The organism is Nakamurella leprariae (genome assembly GCF_016918035.1).
GTDB lineage: Bacteria > Actinomycetota > Actinomycetes > Mycobacteriales > Nakamurellaceae > Nakamurella > Nakamurella leprariae.
Genome location: NZ_JAERWK010000003.1, coordinates 83171 through 108978, shown reverse-complemented (window position 1 = coordinate 108978; position 25808 = coordinate 83171). Strand labels below are relative to the sequence as shown.

The following is a 25808-nucleotide window of genomic DNA, read 5'->3' as shown; positions in this document are numbered from 1 at the left end:
TGCTTCGCCATCACCGGCCGGCATGACCGGGCAACGGTAGGTCAGTGCGGTCAACTGGTCAACCAATTCAGGATCGGTCGTTCCACTCGACCGGAAGCCCGGCGGGGGTGGTGGACCGGTCCACCAGTTCCGCTACCCTGCGTCGCGATCGGCCGGGTGATCATGGACGACCTCGAGGCCGAGCTCGCGACAGGAGACGGCGATGTCGGCACAGCAGACCGGAGATGGCGTGCGGATGCCGTTCCCGGCGGGTGACACCTCGCCGTTCCAGCGCACGTCGGCGGTCAGCGCGGTCGCCCGCCGACTGCTCGCGGAACTGACCTCGGGTGGGTTCGCGTCCGGGACCCGGTTGCCGGCCGAGCGCGAACTCGCCGCCACGTTGCAGGTGAGCCGGTCGACGTTGCGCGAGGCGATGGCCGCGCTCGACCTGCTCGGCATCATCGAGATCCGCCCCGGCTCCGGGTCCTACCTGCGACAGCCGAGCACGGAACTGCTCTCCCAGGCGCTGCAGTGGGGTTTGATGCTCGGCGAGCCCGGCACCCAGGACCTGGTCGAGATCCGGGAGCACCTGGAGGTGCTGGCCGCGCGGCTGGCCGCGGACCGGGCCGATGCCGCCGGCCTGGACCGGCTCGGCGCGATCGTCGCCCGCATGCGTACCGCGGGATCGGTCGAGACGTTCGTCCAGGCCGACCTCGACTTCCACCTGGAGGTGGCCGCACTGGCCGGCAACACCGTGCTGGCCGATCTGCTGCGCGGGGTGCGCTCGCTGCTGCTGGCCTGGTTCGACCGGACGCTGCGGGTCGAGGGCACCATGGCGGCCACGTTGCGGGAGCACGAGGCGGTCCACGAGGCGATCCGCGACGGCGATCCCGATCGGGCCGAGCGGTCGATGCAGGCACTGATGGACGCCGCCGACCTGCGGTTGGCCGAGAGTCTGGGATCCGGCTGAGCGGCGCGACCACCGTGCTGCAGGTGTGGCGTCGCGCCTGGCGCTCGACGTCGTGGCGTCGTGAACTCGCCGTCGGCCTGGCGGCCGCGGCGCTGCTGACCGTGGTGGTGCCGCAGGTCTTCCGGGCCGTCGAGCACCGGCCCGGCGCGGTGCCGGGGGACGCGGTGCTGGCCTGGCTGGGACCCGCGCAACTGTCCGGGCCGATCTTCGCGCTGCAGTACACGGCGCTCGCCGTGGTGCTGCTGGGCCTGCGCCGGCGACCCCGGCTGGTGGTCCGCGGGCTGCACGCCGCGGTGTTCATGGTCGCTCTGCGGATGACGACGATCGGGCTGGTCCCGTTGGACCCACCACCGGACCTGGTGCTGTTGGTCGATCCGGTCAACCAGCTGCTCTACCCGGGCGCGGAGCCGCTGACCCGGGACCTGTTCTTCTCCGGGCACACGGCGGTGATGACGCTGCTGGTGCTGCTGGCCCGGCCGCGGTGGATGCGGTGGCCGCTCATCGGCGCCGCGGTCGCGGTGGCCGGCATGCTGCTGGCCCAGCACGTGCACTGGACGGTGGACGTCCTGGCCGCGCCGGTGTTCACGCTGCTGGCCTGGTGGCTCAGCGGGCGGACGACGTCCCCCCGGTCGGAGCCAGCGCCCGGCTGAGGACGGACAGCATCCGATCGGCGCTGGGCCCGTCCTTGACGGCGACCCGCAGCGCGCGGTCGCCGAGCGCGGTGCCCATGGCCCCGACGTCCCGGAGGAACACGCCGGCCGCGGCGCAGCGGCGCACGACCGTCGCGGCGTCGGGACCGTCGTCGGGCAGGTGGGCCAGCACGAAGTTCGCCGTTCCGGGCACCACCGCGAGGCCGAGCAGGCGCAGGCGCCGTTCCAGATCGACTCGGAGAGTTGATGTCTCGTGCCACCGGGCCTGGTAGTACCCGGGATCGGCCAGGGCGCGGACCGCAGCCACCTGAGCGGGCAGGCTGACCGCCCACGGCGGCGTCCACCGGCGCAGGGCGGCGAGCTGGGCCGGCGGCCCGGCCAGGTAGGCGACCCGGGCGCCGGAGAGCGCGTAGGCCTTGGACATCGACTTGACGACCGTCACCGAGTCGGACGCGGCGGCGAACCGCTCCAGCGAGCGGCTGCCGGCCGGATGGTCGACGTACGTCTCGTCGATCCAGACCCGGGTGGTCGGCGCTAGCCGCCCGAGTGCGTCGGCCAGTTCGTCGCCCGGGACGTACTGCCCGGTGGGGCTGTTCGGGTTGACCAGCACCAGCAGGTCGTGATCCGCGGCTGCGGCCACCAGACGGTGCGGATCGAGCCGGTACCCGTCGCCGCGGTGCAGCGGGAACCGGTCGACCCGGCAGCCGATGACGTGCTCGAGCACGTGCGCGTACTCGCCGTAGGTCGGGTCGGGCAGCAGCACCCGCGACGACGGCGACAACCAGCGTCCGAACGCCAGGTAGATCAACGCCGAGGATCCGGCGCCGACGAGCACGGCCGCCGGGTCGAGCCCGCGGACGGCGGCGATCGCGTCGACCAGCCCGCGGCCGTCCGTGGGCGGCGACGTGGACAGCAGCCACGGCAGGTGGTCGGTCAACGCCGTGACGACGCCCGGCGCCGGCGGGAACCAGGCGTCGAGCACATCGGCGTTGATCACCTCGCGCCGCCGGTCCAGGTCGGCGAAGTCCTCGCCGATGGCACCGAAGAAGGCGCCGCCGTGCAGGCAGCTGTCGTCGGTCCGGGACGGGTCCGTGGCGGCATCGCTCGCCCCGTCGTCGAACTCCGGGATGCCGACCATCTGCGCGTGTGCCACCAACTCGGCGACCGTGGCGGTCATCGCCTCGAACCGGACCGCGCCGCTGGTGATCGGGATGCCGAGCGGGCCCAGTCCCACACTGCGGTACAGGTCCATCAGGTCGTCGCGTCCCATCCCGACGATCCGGGTGCCGCCCGCCCGCCGGACCTCACGCAGCGCCGCGGCCATGAGCCGGTGGGCGACCCGGCGGCCGCGACGGCCGGGGCGGACGGTGAGCAGTCGGACCTCGAACACGGTGTCGTCGGTCGCGAACGGCAACTGCGCGCGGTCCAGGTACTTGTCCAACGACCACCGTCCCGCCTCGGGTGGCGTGATGCTGACGAACCCTTCGAGCGTGGTTCCGGACCGGGCCATCAGGTATTGGTTGCGGCCGTCGAGTCCGTCGCTGAGCGTGCCGTCATCGTTCGGCGGGTGCTGCCCGAGTTCGAGCGCGTAGACCTCGTGACGGAGCCGGAAGATGGCCGGCAGGTCGGCCGTGGAGGCGGGCGTGATGACGACCTGGTCGTCGTCCGCCGACGCGGACGGGTCGCCGGGACCGGCGTAGCCGGGCTTCTCCGTCGGAGCTGACATCGGGGCAGTGTGCCAGCGCGGGACGTGGCGATGATCACCGCGTCCCGCGGCGACCCACTCCCGGTGCGGTCTGCAACGACCCGCTGATCACGTCAGCGACGGTGATCGTCGACGCGGTCCCGCGGACGGATGATGTGCTGCATCGCCGGGTCCGGAGCTGCGGTCGCTGCGACGGCCGCCGTTCGCCCGTCCGGGCGACGACGGCGGGTGTTTTCCCGGTCAGGGACGGGGTGGACCATCCTCGGCCGGTCGGAGCGCCGCTCGGTGGTCGGCCCCGCGTGCTGTCCGGTCATCGGCCCGGCCGTCGGCGGGCTCCGGCGCTCCGGTGACGCCCCGCCGACCGCCGTCGTGGTCCGGGTCCCGCCGACGGAACCGGCGGCGTGGCCGGGCCAGGATGAGCGCCACGACCAGCAGCGCCGCGTGGAACACCTGGGTCGCGTAGGCCGTCACGTTGGCCAGGGACAGGCCGTTGTCGACGATGGCCATGAAGACCAGGGCCAGCACGGTGCCGATCACCGATCCGCGGCCGCCGGCCACCCGCTCGCCGCCGAGCAGCACCGCCGCCACCACGGTGAGCTCGAGGCCGGTGGAGGCGGTCGGCAGCCCGGTGCCCAGCTGCGAGGTCCGGATCAGCCCGACCAGCGCAGCGGCCAGCCCCGACACCGCGAACAGGCCGATGATCCAGCGGCGGTCCGGCCCGGCGTCGTAGCGGGCCGCGACGGGCAGCGATCCGATCTGCCGGGTCCGCCGGCCGATTGAGAACCTCGACAGCAGCGCCCCGACCACCGCCAGCACGCCGAAGATGATGATCGGCAGCGACAGGTCGAAGGGCAGCGACGTGTGCCCCAGGGTGCGGAAGCCGGCGACCGCGATGCCCAGCCCGCTGGGCACCAGGTACGCCAGCGCGCGCAGCAGCGCCATGGCCGCGAACGTGGTCAGCACGCTGTCGATCCGCGCCCCGGTGACGACCAGACCGTTGATGAGCCCGATGACCAGGCCGGTGCCGACGGCCAGGGCCACCGCGGGTAGCAGCCCGACATCGCCGGCCAGATCGGCCATCACCACCCCGCTGAAGGCCGCCGCCGCGCCGACCGACAGGTCCACGTGGCCGCTCATGATCAGGAACGTGGCCGGGACGGCCACGATGCCGGTGAGGGCGAGGTCGTCGAGCAGGTTGGCCAGGTTGTCCACGGTCAGGAAGAACGGGCTGGCCAGGGCACACACCACGAAGGCCAGCACCGCACCGAGGGCGAGCGTGATGCGGGCGACGGTGATCCGCCGCACGCGTCGCGCCGACCCGTCCGACCCGTCCGGCCGGGCCGGCTGTGTGGCCGTCACTGCGCCGGACAATCGTCGAGGTCGTACACGTCGCCGACGGTCTCGGCCGTCACGAACGTCGTCTCCAGCGAGATGATCCGCGGCAGCGCCTTCCCGGCCAGGGCGTCCAGCAGCGCGGGGACCGCGACCTCCCCGTAGCGGTCCGGGAACAGGGCGGTGTCGCCGAGCCACTGCGGGGTGTCCAGGATCCGGCAGCGGGCCTGCTGGTCGGCGCCCACCGCGGCCAGCGTGACCGTCCGGGTGTCGGTGTCGTCGAGCGCGGCGGCGACGCCCAGGGCGCCGACGTCGTCGACCGCCGCGACCAGCACCCGACCGTCGGCGGGTACCCCGGTCAGGGCTGCCGTGAACCCGCGGTAGGCGATGTCCTGGGTGGCCGCGTCCACCTGCACGGCGTCGTCCAGCGGCCCGGGGCACTCCGAGGCGAACCCGGTGCGGATGCCGGCCAGGCGCCGGGTGGCGGTCGACCCAGTGGCCGAGTTGGTGATCAGGACCAGCGCGTCGTACGAGCAGTCGGCCGTCAGTCGGGCCGAACGGCCCAGTGCGCTCCCGGCCAGGAATCCGGCCTGCAGCTCGTCGGTGCCGATCCGCGCGGTCTGGCAGCGCACCGCCCGTGGGGCGATGGCGATGAGCGGCACGTCCTGCGGGCCGGCGGTGCAGAAGGCGTCGCCCAGGTCGGGCGGCGGGATGGCGATCCAGCCGTCGACCTGCTGGGTGGCCATGCGCTGCGCACACTCCAGCAACAGGGCGGCGTCGTCGCCCGGGTCGCACCGGACGAGGTCCGCCCCGGCGATCTCCGCCTGCGCGACCACCGAGTCGGTGACGGCCCGGCCGAACGCGTCCGCGGTGGTGGGCGCGACCAGGCCGATGCGGAGCCCGTCGCCGCTGCCCGGAACCACGGTGCGGAACGGCACGGTCGCCCCGGTCTCGGTCGTGGTGGGCAGAGTGGTGGGCGACAGCGGCGTCGGCGTCGTCGACGGCGCGATCGTCGTGGAGTCGGAGCTGCTCGTGGTGGTCTCCGGCGGCGCTGCCGAGGTGGTCGGGACGTCCGGGCCTGCGGTCGAGCAGCCGACCAGCAGCACGGCCACGGCCAGCAGCCCGGCGAGGATCGGCGCCGGGTTCGAGATGCGGGGCCGGGTGGGGTCGGGCCGGCGTGGGCCGACTCGCGGGAACGGCATGCGGCGGTCCTCCTGGGCGGTCGGGGAGCGGTGAGCGAGGCAGTCGGCGCGGTCGCTCTGACACAGTGGACGGTATGCGCGTTCGCCGACCCATGCGCCTGCTGGGGTTCCTGGTTGCCGGGACGCTGCTGGCCGGCTGCGGGTCGGAAGCCCCGTCCGAGGTCCCCGCGGTGGACGCCCTGGTCGGGTTCTACGACCAGCGCAGCGGCGTGTGGCCGACGACGGGCTGGTGGAACAGCGCGAACGCGCTGACGGCGGTCACCGACTTCATGCTGACCTCGGGGGACCGCCGGTACCAGTGGGTGGTGGAGAACACCTGGACGCAGAAGCGCAACGCCGCCCAGGGCAACTTCATCAACGAGCTCATCGATGACACCGGCTGGTGGGCGCTGGCCTGGATCCGCGCCTATGACCTGACCGGGGAGAGCCGCTACCTCGACACCGCCCGCACCGGCATCGATTTCATGTGGCAGCACGCAGATGACACGTGTGGGGGCGGACTCTGGTGGACGGTGAACCGGACGTACAAGAACGCCATCACCAATCAGCTCTTCGTCAAGGCGGCCGCGGAGCTTGGCCGACGTCTGAGCGGTGAGGCCGGGGCGTCGTACGTGGACCGCGCCGTGCAGGTGTGGGACTGGTTCGAGGCGTCCGGGATGATCAACGACGACCTGCTGATCAACGACGGGCTCAACGCCGGGACGTGCCGCAACAACGGCCAGACGACCTGGACGTACAACCAGGGCGTGGTCCTGGGGGCGCTCGTCGCGCTGGAGCAGGCCACCGGCCGCGAGGAGTACCTGGAGCGGGCGCGGGAACTGGCCGATGCATCGACCGACGCCGAGGCGCTGCACGTCGACGACGTGCTCACCGAACCGTGCGAGGACTCGGGTTGCGGCATCGACGCGCCGAGCTTCAAGGGCATCTACGTCCGCAACCTCGGCGAGTTGAACCGGGCGCTGGAGGACCACCCGTACAGCGACTACCTCGTCGATCAGGCCACCACCGCCTACGAGCACGACCGCACCGACGACAACCAGTACGGCCTGCACTGGGGCGGCCCGGTCGCCTTCGTCAGCGCGGCCACCCAGCAGAGCGCCGTCGACCTGCTCGTGGCCGCCCAGCCGGTGGACGAGCCCGAGGAGAGCAGTCCCGAGCCGTCGCCCTGACCGGCACCGGACGGCGGCGGACGGCGACGGACGGCGACGGACGCGGCCCGATCAGTCCAGCGGGAGCGGCCCGGTTCCGAGATGGCGCAACGTCGCGGTCAGCGCGCGGTCGGGATCGATGAGTGTGACGGTGCACTGGGTCAGCACGCCGAGGTCGGCGTCCCGGGCGATGCGGGTGGTGGTGGCCGTGACGGACAGGGCCCCGCCGCGGGTCGGGTCGGTCATGGCGGTCTCCGAGGCGACGAGATCGCGGCAGGTCCGTCGGAGCTCATCGTCGGCGACGGTCGATGGCATGACCGTGATGGAGCAGACCTCGACGCGGTGCGGCCGAGTGCAACTGGTCGTCGGGCCCTGCGGCCCGAGACCGCGACCGCTCCCCGGCCCCGCGCTCCGGAGCAGGGGCCGATGGCGTCCGGCGTGGTGGCCCTCGGGCTGTTCGGCGCGACCTGGATCGCGGGCGTGGTCGGCGGGGTCGGCGCGGCGCTGGACAACGAGAGTGTGGCCGCGGAGGGTGCGATGTCCCGGATGGTGGTGTCGACCGACGGACTCTGGCGCGGCGCCACGGACGCCCTGCAGGATCCGACGGCGCTCGGTCAGCTGGGTGCGGCGTTCGAAGGGGTTCCCGTTCCTGAGCCAGTCGTCGCTCAGTGGGTGCTACCTGCTCTGGTCGGCAGTGTGGCTGGCCCTGGTGCTGGCCCTGGCCGCGCTGTCCTTCGGTCGACGCGATCTGTGAACCGGTGTGCCCGGCAGCGATGAGCGCCGGCGCCTGGGCCGGTCGGTCCTGGCATGACCCTCGTCATCGCTGACATCACCATCTCGCTGGACGGGTTCGTCACCGGCCCCGATCCCGATCCCGAGCAGGGCCTGGGAGAGGACGGCGACCGCCTGCACGCCTGGGCGCTGGAGAGCGACGACGCCGTCGACCGCGGGGTGCTGCGCCGGCACAACGCGGCGTCCGGCGCCGTCGTCATGGGCCGGAACACGTTCGACATCGTCGATACGGCCTGGGCTACGGCGCGGCCGAGGACGGTCGGCCGCCGTTCTTCGTGGTCACCCGGCAACCGCCGGCCAGCCACCGGCTCGCCGCCTCCCACGACTTCACCTTCGTGACCGACGGACCGGCCGCGGCCCTGGACCGGGCTCGCGCGGCTGCGGGTGACCGGGACGTCTTCATCATGGGGGGCGGAGCGCTCATCGGATCCTGCCTGCGGGACGGGCTGCTCGAGGAGCTGCGACTGCACGTGGCGCCTGAGACGCTCGGCGCGGGCACGCCGCTGTTCACCGGTGTCGGCCGGCACCGGCTCACCCAGGTCGCCGTCGAGGTTTCGCCGGTGTGCACCCACATGACCTACCGGGTGGATCGGTCCTGAGTCGGCAGCTCGAACGAGCCGTACGCCCGGTCGATCATCAGTTCGATGAGCTCGGCCCGCCCAGGGACTTCGGTGGAGAGCGACATCACCCCGACGCCCGACCGGGCCCGCGGACCCGCGCGCATGGACAGCGCATCCAGGTCGGACTCCTGGGCCAGTTGGATGGCCGCGGTGACCACGGCCTCCAGACTCAGGCGGGCCGTGCGGCCGACGGCCGATGGCGCGGGCGGGTCCCAGAGCAAGGCCGGCCGCGGGCGATGACGGCCTCGTCCGCGGCGGACACGGGAGCTGTCGGGTCGCTGGCATCCACGGCACGAGCCTTCCAGATCGTCGTCCGTGGGCACGGACGACGATGCGCGGCGCCGACGGCGGGGCCGGTCCAGGTCAGCCCGGCCGGGGCGGGTCCGCGGGTGGGGGATTGCGCTCGAACCACCCCGGCGGCGGGGTGGGAGCTCGGGGCGGCCCCGGGAACGACGGGTCCGGCTGCGGCGGCCACAGCACGACCAGCCGCGCGGCCGCGTCGGCCAGGGCCTGACCGTCCAGCGTGATCCAGCGCTCGGCGATGTCCCCGGCCGGCCAGGCCAGGACGAGCTCGATCGGCCCCGGCGGCGGCATCGGCGTCAGCAGGTAGGACAGCGACATGGTGGTGCCGTCGCCGCTCCCGCCGAGCCGGGTGAGCACCGGCGTGTCGTCGTCGGCGTCCTCGGGGAACCGGAAGCCGGCGTTGGTGGCCGTCCGCCCGTCCGGCAGCTTCACGCCGATCCACAGATGGTCGTCGGGATCCCGGCCCGGACCTCTGCGGTGGAGGCTCCAGGGGTCCGTCCCGGGGTCACGCACCACCGTCTGCAGGTCGAACCGCACGCCGACGCTGTACACGCGGACCGAACACAGCTGGACGGCACGGTCACCGGACCGGAACAGCTCCGGCTCCATCAAGGCCGGCCCGCCGAACTCGTTGGTGGGGACCCGTCGTCGACGCATCCGGCGGGCGAAGTCCTCCGGCGGCTCGTCACCGCTCCTGACTTCTCGCATGACGCCAGTGCAGCACCGTGACGCCCCCGACACCACGGGCGACGTGGGCGATCCGCGGGCGACCAGCGGCCAGGGGCATGCTGATCGACACCGGCCGGAGATCCCGGCCACACACGGAAGCGGTGACATCCATGGCCACGATCGAGGAACTGGTGCGCGCGAACCTGCTGGAGGTCTTCGGCGAACGGGACGCCGACCGCCGGGCGGCGGCCGCCGAGCGGGTGCTCGCGGCCGATGTCCGGTTCTGCGACCCGGAGGCGTCGGTGGTCGGCCGGGACGCCGTGCTGGCCAAGGCCCAGCAGCTGCTCGACGACGCCCCCGGCTTCGTGTTCAGCCCAGCCGGGCCGGTCTCGGTGGCCCAGGATCTGGGGCACCTGGCGTGGGAGTTCGGACCGCCGGGGGCGCCGCCGGTGGCCCGCGGCATCGACATCGCCCTGGTCGAGGACGGCCTGATCGCCCGCCTGTGGACCATGCTGCTGACGGAGTGAACGCCGGTCAGAGCACGACGTCCCGCCCGACCGACACCGTGCGGTCGGCCGGCAGTCCGAGGACGTCGACCCGCTCCGGGGCCAGGCGTTCGAGACCGATGTACAGCCGCTGGCGCCAGGTGGTGAGCACCGGACGGGTCTGGTCCGGCGAGTGGTACTGCGGGGTCACATCGGACAGGAAGTAGATGGCCCGCTCGACGTCGGCGCCGGCCATGGTCGGGCACCGTTGCTGCGCCGACCGGATCAGTTCGGGCATCGTGATCCGTTCGGAGTATCCGATCTCGCACGTGATCTGGAAGACGCCCGCGCCGTGGTCGGAGACCACGATGCGCTGGTCGGCCGGCACCACCGCCAGGTCGGACACTCGGGTGTGCAGGATGAGCACGTACTCGTGCAGCACCTGGGTGAAGTCGAGCATCGAGCGCAACGCCAGCGGAGCGATGTCTGCGGACCGGGCCAGGTAGACGGCGGTCCCGGGCACCCGGGACGCCGACGGGTGCTGACCGATCTCCGTGTCGATGCTGTAGTCGGCCGTGTTCGCCTCACGCTGCAACTGGCGGCGGGTGCGCCGGATGCCCCATGACCAGATCGCCATCTGCGAGGCCAGGACGGCGCCGAGGGTCAGCGGCAGCCAGCCACCGGTGGGGATCTTCAGGAAGTTCGACGCCAGGAAGCACAGCATCACCAGCAGGATGAATCCGGCCACGAAACTCTGCCAGCGCCACGGGTCCGTGTGGTGCTGCAGCACCAGGTAGATCGTGGTCGTGATGACGATCGTCATCGTCACCGCCAGGCCGTACGCGTCGGTCAGCCGGTCCGAGCTGCGGAACGTCAGCACCAGAGCGAGCACCGCGACAGCGAGCAGCAGGTTGACCGACGGCAGGTAGATCTGCCGGGAGTTCTCGTCGGACGTGTGCGTCACCCGCAGCCGCGGCATCAGGCCGAGCCGGGACGCCTGGTGCACGACGCTGAAGCTGCCGGAGATGACCGCCTGGGAGGCGATGATCGTGGCCACCGTGGCGATCACCACCACCGGGATGGATGCCCAGCGCGGCACCAGGTCCCAGAACGGATTGGCGATCGTCTCGGGGGTCCGCAGCACCTCGGCGCTCTGCCCCAGGTAGTTGACCACCAGGGCCGGGAACACCGCGCACAGCCAGGCGATCACGATCGGCTTGCGCCCGAAGTGACCCATGTCGGCGTACAGCGCCTCGGCGCCGGTGATGGCCAGGACCACGCCACCGAGGGCGACGAAGGCGACCCAGGGCTGCTCGGCGACCAGCAGCACGATCCAGTGCGGCGACAGGGCCAGCAGCACCTCGGGACTCTGCACGACCGAGATGAGACCGATGACGCCGATGATCGCGAACCAGACCAGCATGATCGGGCCGAACAGCCGGCCGATGCGCTCGGTGCCGAACCGTTGCAGCAGGAACAACCCGGCCAGGATGACCATCGCAATGGGCACCACGGCGCCGGCCAGATCCGTGTCGAAGGTCTCGATGCCTTCGACGGCCGACAGCACCGAGACCGCGGGCGTGATCACCGAGTCGCCCAGGAACATCGCCGCACCGATCATGGCGAGCACGGCACACACCGCCGTCGTGCGGCGACCCGCCCCTCGCAGCCGCAGCAACCCGAACAAGGCGAGCAGCCCGCCCTCGCCGGCGTTGTCCGTCCGCATCAGCAGCCGGACGTACAGAACGGTGACGACCAGCGTCATGGCCCAGATGATCATCGAGGTGGTGCCGAGGACCATGGTCCGGTCGATCCGGCCGTCCGGTGTCGTGACCACCGTCTGGTACGTGTACAGCCCACTGGTGCCGATGTCGCCGAAGACCACGCCCAGGGCGCCGATCGCCGCCGCGGCACCGACCGGTGCCGTCTTGTTCGCCATGCGATCATCATGACTGAGCGTGATCTCCACGTCACTCATTGCCCTCCGTCGCGCGGAGATGGACATCGCCGTGACCCGCCGTGCGACGGTCGTCAATCGCCGAGCATGAGGGACACCGCCAGGGTGAGCCTCACCACCGCCATGCCGGCGTCGCGGACGCACCAGGCGGCGCGCCGGGCGAACAGCGGCCGCAGCAGGGCATCACCCCGGCCCAGCGCGCTGAACCACAGCACGCTGCCGGTGGCCGCGCCGACCGCGAACCAGGTCAGTTGGCCGGGCTGGCTCTGGGCGATCGAGCCGAGCGGCACCACGGTGTCCGGGTAGACGTGCAGGTTCAGCCAGGTCAGCGCCAGGGCGGTGAGCAGGGTCGCCGCGAGCGTCGACGGTCTGGCCGTGCCACCGGCGTCCAACGCCCGGGGCCGCAGCGCCCGACGCAGGGCCAGCAGGCCGTAGCCGGCCAGGAAGGCGGCTCCGACCCAGCGGACCACGTCCAGCAGTCCGGGACCCGCTCGATCTCGACGGCGTCGACGCCGTCGTCGATCGACTCAGCGTGCTGGACAACCTGTGTCGCGCGGCCGGGCGGGACCGCGCCGCACTCTCGGTGGCCGTCGCGCTGCGCGACCCGCAGGACGGGGACGCCCGGCGGCTGGCCGATCTCGGCGTCGACGAGTTCGTGGTGGTGGAGGGCCCGCCGGCCGATCCGGGCGCGGCGCCGGACTGGGTGGCCACCTCGCCGACCGGTGGCTGGGCGCCGGCTGAATTCCGGCCTGGGCCGCCCGACCGTACCCCTTGGGGGTATCGTGGCGTGGATGCAGTCCGGGATCGCGAACGACTCCGCCCGGCTCACCGGCCGCCGGGGACGTCGGGTTACGACGGTGTCACTGGCGTGGGCACTCCTGCTCGCCGGCGTGACGATCGGGCTGGTGGCGATGCACGTGCTCTCCGAGCACGACGGCGGCGCCGGGCACGGCGCGATGATCACTCCAGCGGCGGTCCCTCCAGCGGCGGCCCATCCGGTATCGCCTCACGAGCTGCGCACCCCGATGTCGGCCCATGACGCCACCGACCCCGCCGCGGCAGCGGACGATCCCACGGCGTCGGTGGGACCGGCGCCGGCTTCGGGCGGGATGACGGTGGCGGCGTGCCTGCTGTTCCTGGCCGCCGCGGGAACCGCGCTGGCGGCGCTCTTGGTCGTGCTCTCGCGTCTCATCCGGTCCCGGTCGGCAGGAGCCGTGGTGTGGTCCCGCCTGGCTCGGCGGCGCGGTCCGCCGGAACGCAGACCCAATCTCTCCAGGCTGTGCGTCCTGCGGGTGTAGGCCGCGATGCACGCCGGTCAGCAGCGATCAGTTGCCGCCGGCGTCGCCCGCATGCCCACGATCCCTTGGACGTTGCCAGGAGATTCCCCGTGTTCCACATTCGTTTCCGCGTCGCGCCGAGCCTTGCCGCCGGCGCAGCTGTCCTGTTGATGGTGTCCGGCTGCGCATCGAATGCTGATCCCGCCGCCGACCGCGCGCGCCACTCGATGTCCGACATGAGCATGCCGTCCGGCATGGGCATGTCCCCGACCACGGGCGGTCCCGCGTCGCCCTCGACCACGCCCGGAGCGACATCGGTACCGACCGGGTCGTTCAACGCAGCGGACCTGCGGTTCGCGCAGATGATGATCGTGCATCACGAAGGGGCGATCGACATGGCCGACCTCGCCCCGGCGCGAGCGGCCAGCGACGAGGTGAAGTCGTTGGCCGCCGACATTGCGGCGGCTCAGGGCCCGGAGATCGCGCTGATGGCCGAGTGGGTCACCGCGTGGACCGCCCCGGCCGCGACGCCGGTGCCGGCGACCGGGTCGACGGCGGATGACGCCGACGACATGGGCGGCATGGACCACGGCGGCATGGACCACAGCGGCATGGACCACGGCGGCATGGACCACGGCGGCATGGACCACGGCGGCATGGACCACGGCGGCATGGACGACGGGTCGGCGATGCCCGGGATGATGTCCGACGCGCAGATGGGCGTACTGGAGGCAGCGTCCGGACCGGCGTTCGACGAGCTGTTCCTCACCCTGATGCTCGAGCACCACCAAGGCGCCGTCGACATGGCCCGCACCGAATTGGCGGACGGGCTCAACGCCGAGGCGCTGACCCTGGCCGACCGCATCGTCGTCGATCAGACCGCCGAGATCGCCGAGATGCGGAGCCTGCTGCAGAGACCGTGATCCGCCGCAGGTGATCCGCCCCGGGCCCGGGGGAACGCCCCGGGCCTGGGGTCAGTGCGCCGGGGATCCGGCACACGACCACCGCCGACCCCTGGTCGTCCGATACCCCTGGGGGGTATATTGCGGAGGCACTTCGAGGAGAGTCATGACGCCGGACATCCACCAGCACCAGCACGACGCCCAGCTCGATCGCGCCGCTGCCTCCGGCCCGCACGCCGGTCACCCGGACGGCTCGATGGCCGGCCATTCCGGTCACGGCGATCACGTGGGCCAGTTCCGGCGCCTGTTCTGGTGGTCTCTCGCGCTGGCGGTCCCGGTAGTCGTCTGCTCCCCGATGTTCGCGATGCTGCTGGGCTATCAGCTGCCGTCGGCGGCGTGGGTGGGGTGGGCGTCACCGGTCTTCGGCACGGTGATGTTCGCCTGGGGTGGCCGCCCGTTCCTGACCGGAGCCGTCTCGGAGATCCGCTCGCGGCGGCCCGGGATGATGCTGTTGATCTCCCTGGCCATCACCGTCGCGTTCGTCGCGTCGTGGGGCGCCTCGCTCGAAGTGCTGGACCACGAGCTGGACTTCTGGTGGGAACTGGCGCTGCTGATCGTGATCATGCTGCTGGGCCACTGGATCGAGATGCGGTCGCTGGCCCGGACCACCTCGGCGCTGGACTCGTTGGCCGCCTTGCTGCCCGATGTCGCCGAGCGCATCCGGGGTGATCAGCTCGAGCAGGTGCCGCCGGATCAGCTGGGGGTGGGCGACCTGGTGGTGATCCGCCCGGGCGGGCGGGTCCCGGCCGACGGTCGCATCACCCAGGGGTCGGCCAGTGTGGACGAGTCGATGATCACCGGCGAATCCGTGCCGGTGCGCCGAGACGTCGGTGACCCGGTCGTCGCGGGCACGGTCGCCACCGACTCCGGCATCCGGGTCCGGGTCACCGCCATCGGCGAGGACACCGCCCTGGCCGGCATCCGCCGCCTGGTCACCGATGCGCAGAACTCCAGCTCGCGCGCGCAGCGGCTGGCCGACACCGCCGCCGGCCTGTTGTTCTGGTTCGCCCTGGGTGCGGCGGCGGTCACCGCTGTGGTGTGGACCGCGATCGGGCTGCCGGACGACGCCGTGGTCCGCACGATCACGGTGCTGGTCATCGCGTGCCCGCACGCGCTCGGGCTGGCCATCCCGCTGGTCGTCTCCATCGCCACCGAACGCGCCGCCCGCGCCGGCGTGCTGGTCAAGGACCGGCTCGCCCTGGAACGGATGCGCACGGTCGACGCGGTGCTGTTCGACAAGACCGGCACCCTGACCAGGGGTGCGCCCGCCGTCCTCGACGTCGTCGCGGTCGACGGCAGCATGGTCGAGCAGGTCCTGACCTGGGCTGCGGCCGCCGAACAGGACTCCGAACACCCGCTGGCGCGGGCCGTCGTCACCGCCGCCGAGGACCGGCACCTCACGGTCCCGCCGGTTCGCGACTTCACGTCCACGCCCGCCGTCGGCGTCACCGCCACCGTCGACGGCCGCGTCATCACCGTCGGCGGCCCGCACCTGCTCGCCGAGCAGCACCTCGACGAGCTGACCCGGGCGAGCCAGTGGCACGACCGTGGCGCGACCGTGCTGCACGTCCTGGCCGACGGCCGGGTCGTCGGCGCCTTGGCCGTGGCCGACGAGGTGCGCCCCGAATCCCGGCAGGCGGTACGGGCCCTGCGGGAGCGCGGCATCGAGGTCGTGATGATCACCGGAGACGCGGAGCCGGTCGCCGCCGCGGTCGCTCACGAGCTGGGCATCGACCGGTTCTTCGCTGGTGTCCGCCCCCACGACAAGGCCGCCGCCGTGCGCTCACTGCAGGATGAGGGCCGGTCCGTGGCCATGGTCGGCGACGGCGTCAACGACGCACCGGCACTGGCCCAGGCCGATGTCGGTATCGCTATCGGCGCCGGGACCGACGTGGCCATCGCCTCCGCCGGCGTCATCCTGGCCGGCGACGACCCGCGTGCCGTGCTGTCCGTCATCACGCTGTCGCGGGCCGCCTACCGCAAGATGCGGCAGAACCTGTGGTGGGCTGCCGGATACAACCTCATCGCGGTGCCCCTGGCGGCCGGCGTGCTGGCCCCGGTCGGCGTCGTTCTGCCGATGTCCGTCGGTGCGATCCTGATGTCGGCCTCGACGGTGATGGTGGCCCTCAACGCCCAGCTGCTGCGCCGTGTCGACCTCCGGGCCGAGACCATGATCGGGCCACGGATGCCCTGATCAGACGGCGGAACCGCCCGGCACCGTGAGGATCTCGGCGCCGTCGTCGGTGATCGCGATGGTGTGCTCGCTGTGTGCGGTCCGGCAGCCGGTGGCGCTGCGCAGGGTCCAGCCGTCGGCGTCGGTGACCAGCCGGTCGGTGTCGGCCATGACCCACGGCTCGAGGGCGAGCAACAGCCCGGGCCGGAGCCTGTACCCGCGCCCGGGGCGGCCGGTGTTCGAGACGTGCGGGTCCTGGTGCATCGTCGAGCCGACGCCGTGGCCGCCGAACTCGGTGTTGATCGAGTACCCGGCCGAGCTCAGCACCGAGCCGATGGCGTGCGAGAGGTCGCCGATCCGGGCGCCCGGCCCGGCCGCCGCGATACCGGCGCGCAGCGCCCGTTCGGTGGCGTCGATGAGGGCCAGGCTCTCTGCCGGGCGTGCGTCGCCGACGACGAAGCTGATCGCCGAATCGGCGACGACGCCGGCCTTGGCCACGGCGAGGTCGAGGGTCAGCAGATCGCCGTCCACGAGGGCGTAGTTGTGCGGCCGCCCGTGCAGCACCGCGTCGTTCACCGAGGTGCAGATCCAGTGCCCGAAGGGCCCACTGCCGAAGGACGGTGCGTAGTCGACGTAACAGGACTCCGCGCCCGCCGCAAGGATCAGGTCCCAGGCCCAGCGGTCGATCTCGAGCAGGTTGGTGCCGACCGTGGTGCGCACCCGGACCGCCTGCAGGATGTCGGCGACGACTCGCCCGGTCTCCCGGGCGCGGGGCAGGGCGGTCGGGCTCAGGATCTCGATCACAGGCGGTGCCTTCCTCGGGTTGACCAATAACTATCCCGGTAAGACTATCCCGCTAGGATCGTCCCATGGTCCGGCTGCCACTCACCCCTGAAGACGTCGAACGCGGGCAGCGCCTCGGTGCGCTGCTCCGCCGGGCGCGGGGGAGTCGCTCGATGCTCGAGACCGCTCTCGACGCCGGCGTCTCACCGGAGACGCTGCGCAAGATCGAGACCGGTCGGGTGGCCACGCCCGCCTTCTCCACCATCGCGGCCATCGCCGACGTGGTGGGGCTGTCCCTGGACGCGGTCTGGGCCGAGATCAACCGTCCGCAGCCTGGCGTCGAGCCGGTCCAGGACGCCCGGGCGACGTCGGACCGGCTGGTCTCCTGACGCCGGGATCCGGCGCCTGCGCGCGAACGGCGCTCCCGGTCCGACTGCGCCGTTCGCACTGGTGCAGGCTCGTCGTCGCGACCAGCGCCGCGGTCCCCGCAGCCGCGCGTCGCTGACGATGATGCTGATGAACCTGGAGGACGGCACCTCGATGGCCGCAACACCCGCCCCGCCGGCACCCCCGCAACGGTTCTCCCGCGCGCTGGCGCTGCTGGTCGCCGGGTGCCTGTTCATGGAGCTGCTGGACGCGACCATCGTGACGCCGGCGATCCCGGTCATCGCCGGCGACCTCGGCGTGGCCGCCGTGGACCTGAACGTCCTGATCACCGCGTACTCGCTGTCGGTGGCCGTGCTCATCCCGCTCAGCGGGTACCTGGCCGATCGGCTCGGCGCCCGGCGGGTGTTCCTGACCGCGGTCGTGGTCTTCGTGCTCGCCTCAGTCGGCTGCGCGCTCGCCGGTGACCTGGCCACGCTGACCGCGGCCCGGGTCCTGCAGGGCGTCGGTGGCGCGATGATGGTGCCCGTCGGCCGGCTGGTCGTGCTGCGCAGCACCAGCAAGACCGACCTGGTGCGGGCGATCGCGTTCCTGACCTGGCCGGCGCTGGTGGCGCCGGTCGTCGCCCCGGCCGTGGGCGGCTTGCTGGCCCAGTCGGTGGGCTGGGAGTGGATCTTCCTGATCAACGTGCCGCTCGGGATGATCGCCCTGGCCGTCGGCTGGCGGGTGATCCCAGGCCTGCCGGCGGTGCGGGGACTGCGCCTGGACTGGCTGGGCTTCGTGCTGCTGGCTGCAGGAGTCGCCGCGCTGGTGCTCGGGCTGGAGACGCTCGGGGCCGGGTCGCTCGACAACCCCGCCGCCTGGGCGTCCCTCGCCGGCGCGGCCGTGCTGCTGGGCGCCGCGGTGCGGCATCTGCGCCGGGCCGCCGAGCCGCTGCTGCGGTTGCGGATCCTCCGGATCGCCACGTTCCGGTTCACCGCGGCCGGTGGGACCGTCTACCGGGCCGTCGTCCAGGCCATCCCGTTCCTGCTGCCGTTGCTGTTCCAGCTCGCCTTCGGCTGGTCGCCGGCGCAGGCCGGGCTGATGGTGATCGCGGTCTTCGTCGGCAACATCGGCATCAAGCCGGTCACCACCCCGCTCATGCGCCGCTTCGGCATCCGCACCGTGGTGGTCGGCGCCTGCATCGGTGGGGCCGTCTGCCTGGTGGCCATGGCCTTCCTGCCCCGGGACACCCCGCTCTGGGTGATTGCACTGCTGCTGGTCTGCTCCGGGGCGTTCCGGTCGATCGGGTTCAGCGGGTACAACACCGCCGCCTTCGCCGACGTCGCTCCGGACGAGCTGCGGTCGGCGAACACGCTGAACGCGACGCTGCAGGAACTCGGCACCGGCCTGGGCATCGCCATCGGCGCGCTGGCCCTGCGGCTGGGCGACACCATCGCCGGCAGCCCGTCGTCGACGGTCGCCTTCGCCACCGCGTTCGGGGTCATGGCGGTGCTGCTGGTCGTCCCGACCGTCGAGGCCCTGCGGCTGCCGGCGTCGGCGGCCCGGCACGTCACCGACGTGAGGTGACGGCCCGGCCGCTGACGCCGGCCGGTGCTCAGGACGGCCCGGCGGTGCGGGTCGCGGTGCGGCGCAGCAGCAGCGCGTTGGCGGTGCCGAGCGCGGCCACGGCGACGGCGACCCCGAAGGCGGCCGAGGGAGCGACGTCCTCCACCATCCGGCCACCGAGGGCCGAGCCGACGGCGTACCCGACGACGACGGAACTGGACAGGGTGGTCATCGCGACCGCCACGCGGCTGGGATCCGCAGAGCGCTCGGCCAGCGAGAACAGCGTGATGAGCAGTGGTCCGGACGCACAGCCCAGCGGCACCAGCCAGACGGCCAGCACCGCGGGGTGGCTCACCGTGAACAGTGGCACGATCAGCAGCGTGAGGGCCGCGGTGAAGGCGAGCAGTCGGTCAGCCAACGACCAGCGGGATGGAGCCACCGCCATGGCCAGGGCGGTGACCGCGCTGCCGATGGCCATGCACGCGTAGATCAGCCCAGCGGCGGACTCGTCGCCGGCGGCTCGGGCCACGCCGGTGACCCCGGTCTGCATCGAGCCGAAGAAGGCACCCATGGCCAGCCCGCCGACCACCACGCCGATCACGGTCGCGTCGATCCTGAACCGCCGCCCGGCGGGGCGGGCCGAGCGGGCCGGGGCGGCGTCCGCGGTGGGGTGCAGGGCCACGAGTGTGCCGAAGACCCCGATGAGCACGGCGGCGGTGAGCACGGCCGCGACCGGATGGACGAGGGCCGCCAGCACCGAGACCAGGGCCGGCCCGAGCACGTAGGCGACTTCGTCGGCGGCACCCTCGTAGGACATGGCGGTGGGCAACCCGCCGTCCCTCGCTGTGAGGCCCACCCAGCGGACGCGGATGAGCGGACCGATGGGCGGTGTCATGGCGCCGCCGAAGAACGCGGCCGCGCCGACGAGCACCAGTGGCGCGCCGGTGGTGACCAGGACGACCAGCGTGATGCTCAACGTCGCGGCCAGCAGGGAGGCGGCGCCCATGACGATCCGCTGCCCCCATCGACCGGTCAGCCAGCCCAGCGTCGGTCCGCCGATGGCCAGCCCGGCCGAGAGCAGGCCGGCCGCCAGACCGCCGGCGGCGACCGAGCCGGTCTCGGCGGTGACCAGCACGACCGTGCCGATCTGGGTCATCGAGAACGGCAACCTGGCCAGGAAGGCGATGGGCAGGAACCATGGTCCGGCCAACCGGGGCAGTCGGCGGTACGTGGCGAACAGGGCGGTCACAGCGACTCCGGGCACGTCGAGGCGAACGGACGCCGCCCCACCCCCGGCGTCCTGACGTGGCCCTGTGCTGTGCGGATGCTACTCGGACCACTGCGGTGACCACCGCCGTGACCGCTGCGGTGACCACAGCGATGACCACTGTCGACACCATGGCCGGGAGCAGGGCCCGTTCGGTCGGGGATCAGGACACCAGGCGCTGCAGGATCTCGGCGGCGGGTCGGTCGGTGGCGTCGCGCCATCCGAGGCCTGCCCAGAGGTGCACCGCCTCCGGGTCGCCCGCCGCCGTGGCCGCCCGCCGCAGCGGGCCGGTCAGGTGGTGGATCGCCGGATAACCGAGCGGTGCACCCTCGGTGAACCGGTCGGTGAACTCGTTGCGCAGCGCGCGGGCCGGTCGGCCGGAGAACGCCGTCGTCAGCACGGTCGCTGTCCGGTCCGGGTCGGCCAACGCCGCTCGGTGCACGGCGGACGCTCCGCTCTCCGGCGACCGCAGCAGCACGGTGCCGACGGCGACCGCCTCCGCTCCGGCGTCGAGTGCGGCTCGGACGTGCTCGGGCCGGGACAGGCCGCCGGTCGCCCACACCGGTAGCCGGGAGGCGGCCGCGATGCGCCGGATCAGGTGCGGCAGCGGGACATCGGCCGGCGGGACGGTGGGCGGAATGGTCGGCGTGGTGGTGGCCGAGTGTCCACCGGCACCGGCGGCCTGGGCGATCAGCACGTCCACCCCGGCGGCCGCCGCAGCACGCGCCTCGTCGGTCGTCGTCACGGTCTGGGCGGTGATCGACCCGGCCGCCCGCACCGCCCGCACCACCGCGGCCTCGGGGACGCCGAAGGTGAAGCTGACCACTGGCACAGGGTCGGCGCACAGCAGGGCCACCTTCTCGACCCACTCGTCCTCGTCCTCCCGTGGTGGTCCCGTCGGGAGCTCGACGCCGTGGGCGGCGGCGACCGGCCGCAGCGTGGCGGCGTACCGGTCGTACACCTCGCGGCTCACCGGCACCGGGTTGGGCACGAACAGGTTCACACCGAAACGGTCGGCTCGCGAGCGCGTCTCGCCGATCTGAGCGGCGAGCGCCGCGGTGCTGAGATATCCCGCAGCCAGGAAGCCCAGTCCTCCGGCCGCCGCGGCGGCCGCCACCAGGTCCGGGGTGGAGGCGCCGCCGGCCATCGGGGCGGCCAGCAGCGGGACACCCACGCCGAGACCGGCGAGGACGCCGGTGGCGGACAGGCGGGGACGTCCGGTGGTCGCCATGTCGCCGAGTGTGTCACCGCGTGGGCCGGGCACCCGATCCGGGCGGCTGTCATGCCCGTTTCTGGACCTGCGGCGTCAGGCGGCGCCTGAGTCCGCGTGTGCGGCAGCTAGCATACTGTTCGTGCCGCAATTCCGGATCCGTGAGGTCGCCGAGCTCCTCAGCGTGAGCGACGACACCGTGCGTCGCTGGATCGACTCCGGTTCGTTGCCGGCGGCCCGGGACGACGCCGGCCGCAAGGTCGTGGACGGCGTGGCGCTGGCCGAGTTCGCGCGGTCCCACGCGGCTGCCCCGGCGCCGGATCCGTCGGGGATCGGCCGATCGGCCCGGAACCGCTTCGTCGGCCTGGTCACCCGGGTGGTGATGGACGGCGTCATGGCCCAGGTCGAGCTGCAGTGCGGTCCGCACACGGTGGTGTCGCTGATGAGCAGCGAGGCCGTCCGGGACCTGCAGCTCGAGCCGGGTCGATTGGCTGTGGCCGTGGTCAAGGCGACGACGGTGATCGTGGAGACCCCTGGAGGTTCGTGGTGAGTCGGGACCGTCTGTTCAGCTCGGCGCGGCTGTCGGTGGCGGCGACCGCCGCGCTGGGCCTGCTGCTGACCGGCTGCGGATCGAGCGGCAGCGGCTCGGGGACGACGACCGCCGGTTCCACGTCGGCTTCGAGCGGATCGTCGTCCGCTTCGACCAGCGGCTCCAGCACCGCGTCGAGCTCGACCGCCGCCGAGTCGAGCACGCTCACCGTGTTCGCGGCGGCCTCGCTCAAGGCGACCTTCACCGAGCTGGGGGAGACGTTCGAGGACCAGCACCCGGGCACCACGGTGACCTTCAACTTCGCCGGCTCCTCCGACCTGGTCACCCAGATCACCGCGGGTGCCCCGGCCGATGTCTTCGCCTCCGCCGACGTGAACAACATGACCAAGGCGACCGACGCCGACGTGGTCGCCGGCGAGCCGGTCGACTTCGCCAGCAACACGCTGACCATCGTCACCCAGCCCGGGAACCCGAAGGGGATCACCGGGTTCGCCGACCTGACGAAGTCGGACCTGCAGGTCGTGGTGTGCGCGCCGCAGGTGCCCTGTGGCTCGGCGACGGAGAAGGTCGAGCAGAACACCGGTGTCACGCTGGCCCCGGTGAGCGAGGAATCCTCGGTCACCGACGTGCTGAACAAGGTCGAGACCGGCCAGGCCGACGCCGGTCTCGTCTACGTCACCGACGCCTCGGGCGCCGGTGACAAGGTGAGCGCGGTGGCGTTCCCCGAGTCGACCGCGGTGGTCAACGTCTACCCGATCGCCGCGCTCACCGATGCCAGCCAGCCCGAGCTGGCACGGGAATTCATCGAGCTGATCACCGGACCCGACGGGCAACAGGTGCTCGAGGGCGCCGGCTTCCAGCCGGCCCCGTGAGCCGACGCCTGCGGTGACGACCCAGCAGGAGCGTCGGTCAGGTCGGCGGGCATCCGCCGCCCGGACCGACGCCGGGCTGCCCGGCTGGGTGTACCTGCCGGCGCTCATCGGCGGCATCTTCATCGTGTTGCCGTTGGTGGCGATGGTCGCGCGGGTGAACTGGGGCCAGTTCTGGATCCTGGTGACGTCGGAGTCGTCGGTCGCCGCGCTGTGGCTGAGTCTGAAGACGGCCACGGCCAGCACGCTGCTGTGCGTGATGCTGGGGACGCCGATGGCGTTGGTGCTGGCCCGATCCCGGTTCCCGGGCCTGCGGCTGGCCCGGTCACTGGTGCTGCTCCCGCTGGTGCTGCCGCCGGTCGTCGGCGGCATCGCGCTCATCTACACCTTCGGCCGGCAGGGGCTGCTGGGTGGCACGCTGGAGGTGCTGGGCATCCGGATCGCCTTCACCACGGCCGCGGTGGTGATCGCGCAGACCTTCGTCGCCCTGCCGTTCCTGGTGCTGAGTCTGGAGGGGTCGCTGCGCACGGCGGGGCGGCGATACGAGGCGGTGGCGGCCACCCTCGGTGCGAACCCGACCACGGTGCTGCGCCGCGTCACCCTGCCGCTGGTGCTGCCCGGGCTGACCTCGGGCGCGGTGCTGGCCTTCGCCCGGGCGCTGGGCGAGTTCGGAGCCACGCTCACCTTCGCGGGCAGTCTGCAGGGGGTGACCCGGACCCTGCCGCTGGAGATCTACCTGCAGCGGGAGACCGACGCCGATGCCGCGGTCGCGCTGTCCCTGGTGCTGGTGGTGGTCGCCGTTCTCATCGTGCTGGTCACCCGCCGGCGCGGCAGCGAAGGCGTGGTCTGACGTGGTGGACCCGACGGTGATGACCACGGCCGACGGCGGCGCCCCGATCGGCGCCCTCGACCTGGCCGCCGGCGTCGCCGCCCGGGACGTCGAGCTGACCCTGCAGGTGGAACCAGGCGAGGTCGTCGCGGTGCTGGGCGCCAACGGCGCCGGCAAGTCCACGCTGCTGGCGCTGCTGTCGGGTCTGCTCCGGCCGGACACCGGGACCATCACCCTGGATCAGCGGGTGCTGGTCGACACCGATCGCGGCGTCTGGGTCCCACCGCACCGGCGTCGGGTGACCCTGCTGGCCCAGCAGGCGCTGCTGTTGCCGCACCTGAGCGTGGCGGCCAACGTCGCGTTCGGCCCGCGGGCCCAGGGCGTGGGACGTCGGGAGGCCCGGGCGCTGGCCGATCGGTGGCTCGCTGCGGTGGATGCGACCGAGTTCGCCGACCGCAAGCCGGGTCAGCTCTCCGGTGGCCAGGCCCAGCGGGTCGCCATCGCCCGGGCGTTGGCCGCGGACCCGGCGGTCCTGTTGCTCGACGAGCCGATGGCCGCGCTGGACGTGGCCGTCGCCCCGGCGATCCGGCAATTGCTGCGGCGGGTGCTGCGCGACTCGGGTCGCACCACGGTGCTCGTCACCCACGACCTGATCGACGCGCTGTCGCTGGCCGACCGGGTGGTGGTGCTGGAAGCCGGCCGGGTGGTCGAGAGCGGTCCGACGCGGGAGGTGTTGAGTGCACCCCGGTCGGTGTTCGCGGCCCGCATCGCCGGGGTCAACCTCATCGCCGGGACCGCCGACGAGCACCACCTCCGCACGCCGGGCGGTCTGCTCATCGCCGGGCTGCTCGCGCCCGACTGCCGCGCCGGGGAGCCGGCGGTCGCCGTGTTCCCGCCCAACGCGGTGGCGGTCTCGCGCGAGGAGCCGGTCGGCAGCCCGCGCAACCATCTCCGCGTGGTGGTCACCGATCTCGAACCGCGCGGCGACGTGGTGCGGGTGCACGCCGCCATGCCCGGCGGCCCGGACCCGCTGCTGGCCGACATCACGGTCGCCGCCGCGGCCGACCTGGGGCTGGAGCCCGGTGATCCGGTGCTGCTGACCGTCAAGGCGACCGGTGTCGCCGTGCATCCGGCGACCTGAACCGTCCGACCGACCCCGAGGACGCACCTGGAGACCGTCCCACTCGTCCGACCGCACCAACCACCCGAGGAGATCCCCATGCGCCTGTCCACCCGCAACCAGCTCACCGGCACCGTCGTCGAGGTCACCCTCGGCTCCGTCATGGCCACCGTGAAGGTCCGCCTCGACGGCGGTGAGCAGGTCGTCACCGCATCGATCACCAAGGAGGCCGTGGCGGAACTCGGCCTGGCCGAGGGAACCCCGGCCACCGTGCTGGTCAAGTCGACCGAGGTCATGCTCGGCGTCGAGTGACGCGTCGGGCGGACCACCTGGTACGACTCCGCCATGACCGAGTACGTCGACGTCACCGTCCCGCTCGTCCCCGGCGAGGTGCCGCTGTACCCGGGCGACACCGACCTGGAGATCCGCCGCGACCAGCGCCTGGTCGACGGCGATGCCGCGAACGTCTCGTCGATGACCTGCTCGCTGCACTGCGGCACGCACGTGGACGCCCCGGTGCACTTCCTCGACGGGCACCCGGGGGTCGACGCCGTCCCGATCGACACCTTGATCGGGCCGGCGTGGGTCGCGGACGCCACCGGGGTGGACGGCGACCTGGACGAGGCCGCGCTCGCCATCCTGGGCATCCCGCCGGAGGCCACCCGGGTGCTGTTCAGGACGTCGAACTCGGCGCTCTGGGACACCCGGCGGTTCAGCGAGGACTTCGTGGCGCTCACTCCCACGGCGGCCGCCGTGCTCGCCGGGCGCGGTGTGCGGCTGATCGGCATCGACTGGCTGTCGGTCGCGTCGTACCGGGACCCGGCGCCGACCCACCAGGTGCTGCTCCGGGCGGGCGTCACCGTCCTGGAGACACTCGACCTGCGCGCGGTCGAGCCGGGCTGGTGGACGCTGACCTGTCTGCCGTTGCGCATCCCGGGGGCCGACGGCGCCCCGGCGAGGGCCGTGCTCAGTCGCTGACCCATTGACCCGCTGTGCGACCGGCCCGGCCACAGCGTCAGTGAAG

26 protein-coding genes and 1 pseudogene are annotated in these 25808 nt (G+C 72.7%); 16 read left to right on the top strand and 11 right to left on the bottom strand.

What is annotated here, in order from left to right:
* Window positions 1–202 precede the first annotated feature (202 nt).
* On the top strand, window positions 203–949 hold the full coding sequence (locus JL106_RS01790; protein WP_205258969.1) for a FadR/GntR family transcriptional regulator: 747 nt from the start codon (window positions 203–205) through the stop codon (window positions 947–949).
* A gap of 23 nt (window positions 950–972) precedes the next feature.
* A complete protein-coding gene (locus JL106_RS21850) occupies window positions 973–1599 on the top strand; it encodes a phosphatase PAP2-related protein (protein WP_205258967.1) in 627 nt (208 codons plus the stop codon).
* Here the strand turns inward: JL106_RS21850 and JL106_RS01780 are convergent.
* The 3 genes from JL106_RS01780 to JL106_RS01770 form a co-directional block, all read right to left on the bottom strand.
* Entirely contained in the window at window positions 1553–3325 is a 1773-nt protein-coding gene (locus JL106_RS01780; RefSeq protein ID WP_205258965.1) for a pyridoxal phosphate-dependent aminotransferase, read from the bottom strand. The two genes, JL106_RS21850 and JL106_RS01780, sit on opposite strands and share 47 nt — an antisense overlap.
* Window positions 3326–3544: 219 nt before the next feature.
* On the bottom strand, window positions 3545–4663 hold the full coding sequence (locus JL106_RS01775) for an ABC transporter permease (protein ID WP_205258963.1): 1119 nt from the start codon (window positions 4661–4663) through the stop codon (window positions 3545–3547).
* A complete protein-coding gene (locus JL106_RS01770; RefSeq protein WP_205258961.1) occupies window positions 4660–5838 on the bottom strand; it encodes a sugar ABC transporter substrate-binding protein in 1179 nt (392 codons plus the stop codon). The genes JL106_RS01775 and JL106_RS01770 overlap by 4 nt, the downstream gene beginning before the upstream one ends.
* 74 nt (window positions 5839–5912) lie before the next feature.
* Here JL106_RS01770 and JL106_RS01765 point away from each other — a divergent pair, with 74 nt between their 5' ends.
* The gene (locus tag JL106_RS01765) at window positions 5913–7007 is read left to right on the top strand and encodes a glycoside hydrolase family 76 protein (RefSeq protein ID WP_205258960.1); all 1095 of its coding nucleotides are present in this window, start codon (window positions 5913–5915) and stop codon (window positions 7005–7007) included.
* 51 nt (window positions 7008–7058) lie between these two features.
* Here JL106_RS01765 and JL106_RS01760 read toward each other — a convergent pair whose 3' ends face one another.
* Window positions 7059–7301, bottom strand: a complete 243-nt coding sequence (locus JL106_RS01760; RefSeq protein WP_205258958.1) for a hypothetical protein — start codon at window positions 7299–7301, stop codon at window positions 7059–7061.
* Window positions 7302–7608: 307 nt separating this feature from the next.
* Between JL106_RS01760 and JL106_RS21430 the strand changes: the two genes are divergently transcribed.
* Together JL106_RS21430 and JL106_RS22330 are read left to right on the top strand one after the other, a co-directional pair.
* The gene (locus JL106_RS21430) at window positions 7609–7740 is read left to right on the top strand and encodes a hypothetical protein (protein WP_268927918.1); all 132 of its coding nucleotides are present in this window, start codon (window positions 7609–7611) and stop codon (window positions 7738–7740) included.
* 53 nt (window positions 7741–7793) lie between these two features.
* Window positions 7794–8377, top strand: a pseudogene (locus JL106_RS22330) (dihydrofolate reductase family protein).
* On the opposite strand, the gene JL106_RS01745 reads toward JL106_RS22330, so the two are convergent.
* Together JL106_RS01745 and JL106_RS01740 are read right to left on the bottom strand one after the other, a co-directional pair.
* Entirely contained in the window at window positions 8356–8556 is a 201-nt protein-coding gene (locus JL106_RS01745) for a hypothetical protein (protein ID WP_205258955.1), read from the bottom strand. The pseudogene JL106_RS22330 and the gene JL106_RS01745 sit on opposite strands and share 22 nt — an antisense overlap.
* Window positions 8557–8761: 205 nt before the next feature.
* On the bottom strand, window positions 8762–9409 hold the full coding sequence (locus JL106_RS01740) for a hypothetical protein (protein ID WP_205258954.1): 648 nt from the start codon (window positions 9407–9409) through the stop codon (window positions 8762–8764).
* Window positions 9410–9540: 131 nt separating this feature from the next.
* Between JL106_RS01740 and JL106_RS01735 the strand changes: the two genes are divergently transcribed.
* Window positions 9541–9897: a nuclear transport factor 2 family protein gene (locus JL106_RS01735; RefSeq protein ID WP_205258953.1), complete on the top strand. Its 357-nt coding sequence runs from the start codon at window positions 9541–9543 to the stop codon at window positions 9895–9897.
* A gap of 7 nt (window positions 9898–9904) precedes the next feature.
* Here the strand turns inward: JL106_RS01735 and JL106_RS01730 are convergent, their stop codons facing one another.
* Together JL106_RS01730 and JL106_RS01725 are read right to left on the bottom strand one after the other, a co-directional pair.
* Entirely contained in the window at window positions 9905–11794 is a 1890-nt protein-coding gene (locus JL106_RS01730; protein WP_205258952.1) for a KUP/HAK/KT family potassium transporter, read from the bottom strand.
* 92 nt (window positions 11795–11886) lie between these two features.
* On the bottom strand, window positions 11887–12288 hold the full coding sequence (locus JL106_RS01725) for a LysE/ArgO family amino acid transporter (protein ID WP_268927932.1): 402 nt from the start codon (window positions 12286–12288) through the stop codon (window positions 11887–11889).
* Window positions 12289–13031: 743 nt separating this feature from the next.
* On the opposite strand from JL106_RS01725, the gene JL106_RS20540 reads away from it, so the two are divergent.
* Window positions 13032–14012 carry a DUF305 domain-containing protein gene (locus JL106_RS20540; protein WP_205258951.1) on the top strand — a complete coding sequence of 327 codons (981 nt, stop codon included), beginning with the start codon at window positions 13032–13034 and terminating at the stop codon, window positions 14010–14012.
* A 145-nt stretch (window positions 14013–14157) separates the two neighbouring features.
* The gene (locus tag JL106_RS01715) at window positions 14158–16245 is read left to right on the top strand and encodes a heavy metal translocating P-type ATPase (RefSeq protein WP_236006503.1); all 2088 of its coding nucleotides are present in this window, start codon (window positions 14158–14160) and stop codon (window positions 16243–16245) included.
* Here JL106_RS01715 and map read toward each other — a convergent pair whose 3' ends face one another.
* Entirely contained in the window at window positions 16246–17028 is a 783-nt protein-coding gene (gene map / locus JL106_RS01710; protein WP_205258950.1) for a type I methionyl aminopeptidase, read from the bottom strand.
* A gap of 65 nt (window positions 17029–17093) precedes the next feature.
* Between map and JL106_RS01705 the strand changes: the two genes are divergently transcribed.
* Together JL106_RS01705 and JL106_RS01700 are read left to right on the top strand one after the other, a co-directional pair.
* Window positions 17094–17396: a helix-turn-helix domain-containing protein gene (locus JL106_RS01705; protein ID WP_205258949.1), complete on the top strand. Its 303-nt coding sequence runs from the start codon at window positions 17094–17096 to the stop codon at window positions 17394–17396.
* 127 nt (window positions 17397–17523) lie between these two features.
* Window positions 17524–18960: an MFS transporter gene (locus tag JL106_RS01700; protein WP_236006501.1), complete on the top strand. Its 1437-nt coding sequence runs from the start codon at window positions 17524–17526 to the stop codon at window positions 18958–18960.
* 28 nt (window positions 18961–18988) lie between these two features.
* Here the strand turns inward: JL106_RS01700 and JL106_RS01695 are convergent, their stop codons facing one another.
* Window positions 18989–20188, bottom strand: coding sequence for an MFS transporter (locus JL106_RS01695; RefSeq protein WP_205258948.1), 1200 nt, complete (start codon window positions 20186–20188; stop codon window positions 18989–18991).
* A 181-nt stretch (window positions 20189–20369) separates the two neighbouring features.
* On the bottom strand, window positions 20370–21437 hold the full coding sequence (locus JL106_RS01690) for an NAD(P)H-dependent flavin oxidoreductase (protein WP_205258947.1): 1068 nt from the start codon (window positions 21435–21437) through the stop codon (window positions 20370–20372).
* Window positions 21438–21558: 121 nt separating this feature from the next.
* Here JL106_RS01690 and JL106_RS01685 point away from each other — a divergent pair, with 121 nt between their 5' ends.
* From JL106_RS01685 to JL106_RS01660, 6 genes are all read left to right on the top strand, one after another.
* On the top strand, window positions 21559–21966 hold the full coding sequence (locus JL106_RS01685) for a TOBE domain-containing protein (RefSeq protein WP_205258946.1): 408 nt from the start codon (window positions 21559–21561) through the stop codon (window positions 21964–21966).
* A gap of 11 nt (window positions 21967–21977) precedes the next feature.
* Window positions 21978–22838 carry a molybdate ABC transporter substrate-binding protein gene (gene modA, locus JL106_RS01680; RefSeq protein WP_205259140.1) on the top strand — a complete coding sequence of 287 codons (861 nt, stop codon included), beginning with the start codon at window positions 21978–21980 and terminating at the stop codon, window positions 22836–22838.
* A gap of 13 nt (window positions 22839–22851) precedes the next feature.
* Window positions 22852–23685, top strand: coding sequence for an ABC transporter permease (locus JL106_RS01675; protein ID WP_205258945.1), 834 nt, complete (start codon window positions 22852–22854; stop codon window positions 23683–23685).
* A 46-nt stretch (window positions 23686–23731) separates the two neighbouring features.
* Complete coding sequence (locus JL106_RS01670; protein WP_407940066.1) at window positions 23732–24805, top strand: sulfate/molybdate ABC transporter ATP-binding protein; 1074 nt, start codon at window positions 23732–23734, stop codon at window positions 24803–24805.
* A 78-nt stretch (window positions 24806–24883) separates the two neighbouring features.
* A complete protein-coding gene (locus tag JL106_RS01665; protein ID WP_205258943.1) occupies window positions 24884–25096 on the top strand; it encodes a TOBE domain-containing protein in 213 nt (70 codons plus the stop codon).
* Between the two features lie 33 nt (window positions 25097–25129).
* Complete coding sequence (locus tag JL106_RS01660) at window positions 25130–25762, top strand: cyclase family protein (protein WP_205258942.1); 633 nt, start codon at window positions 25130–25132, stop codon at window positions 25760–25762.
* Window positions 25763–25808: the final 46 nt, after the last annotated feature.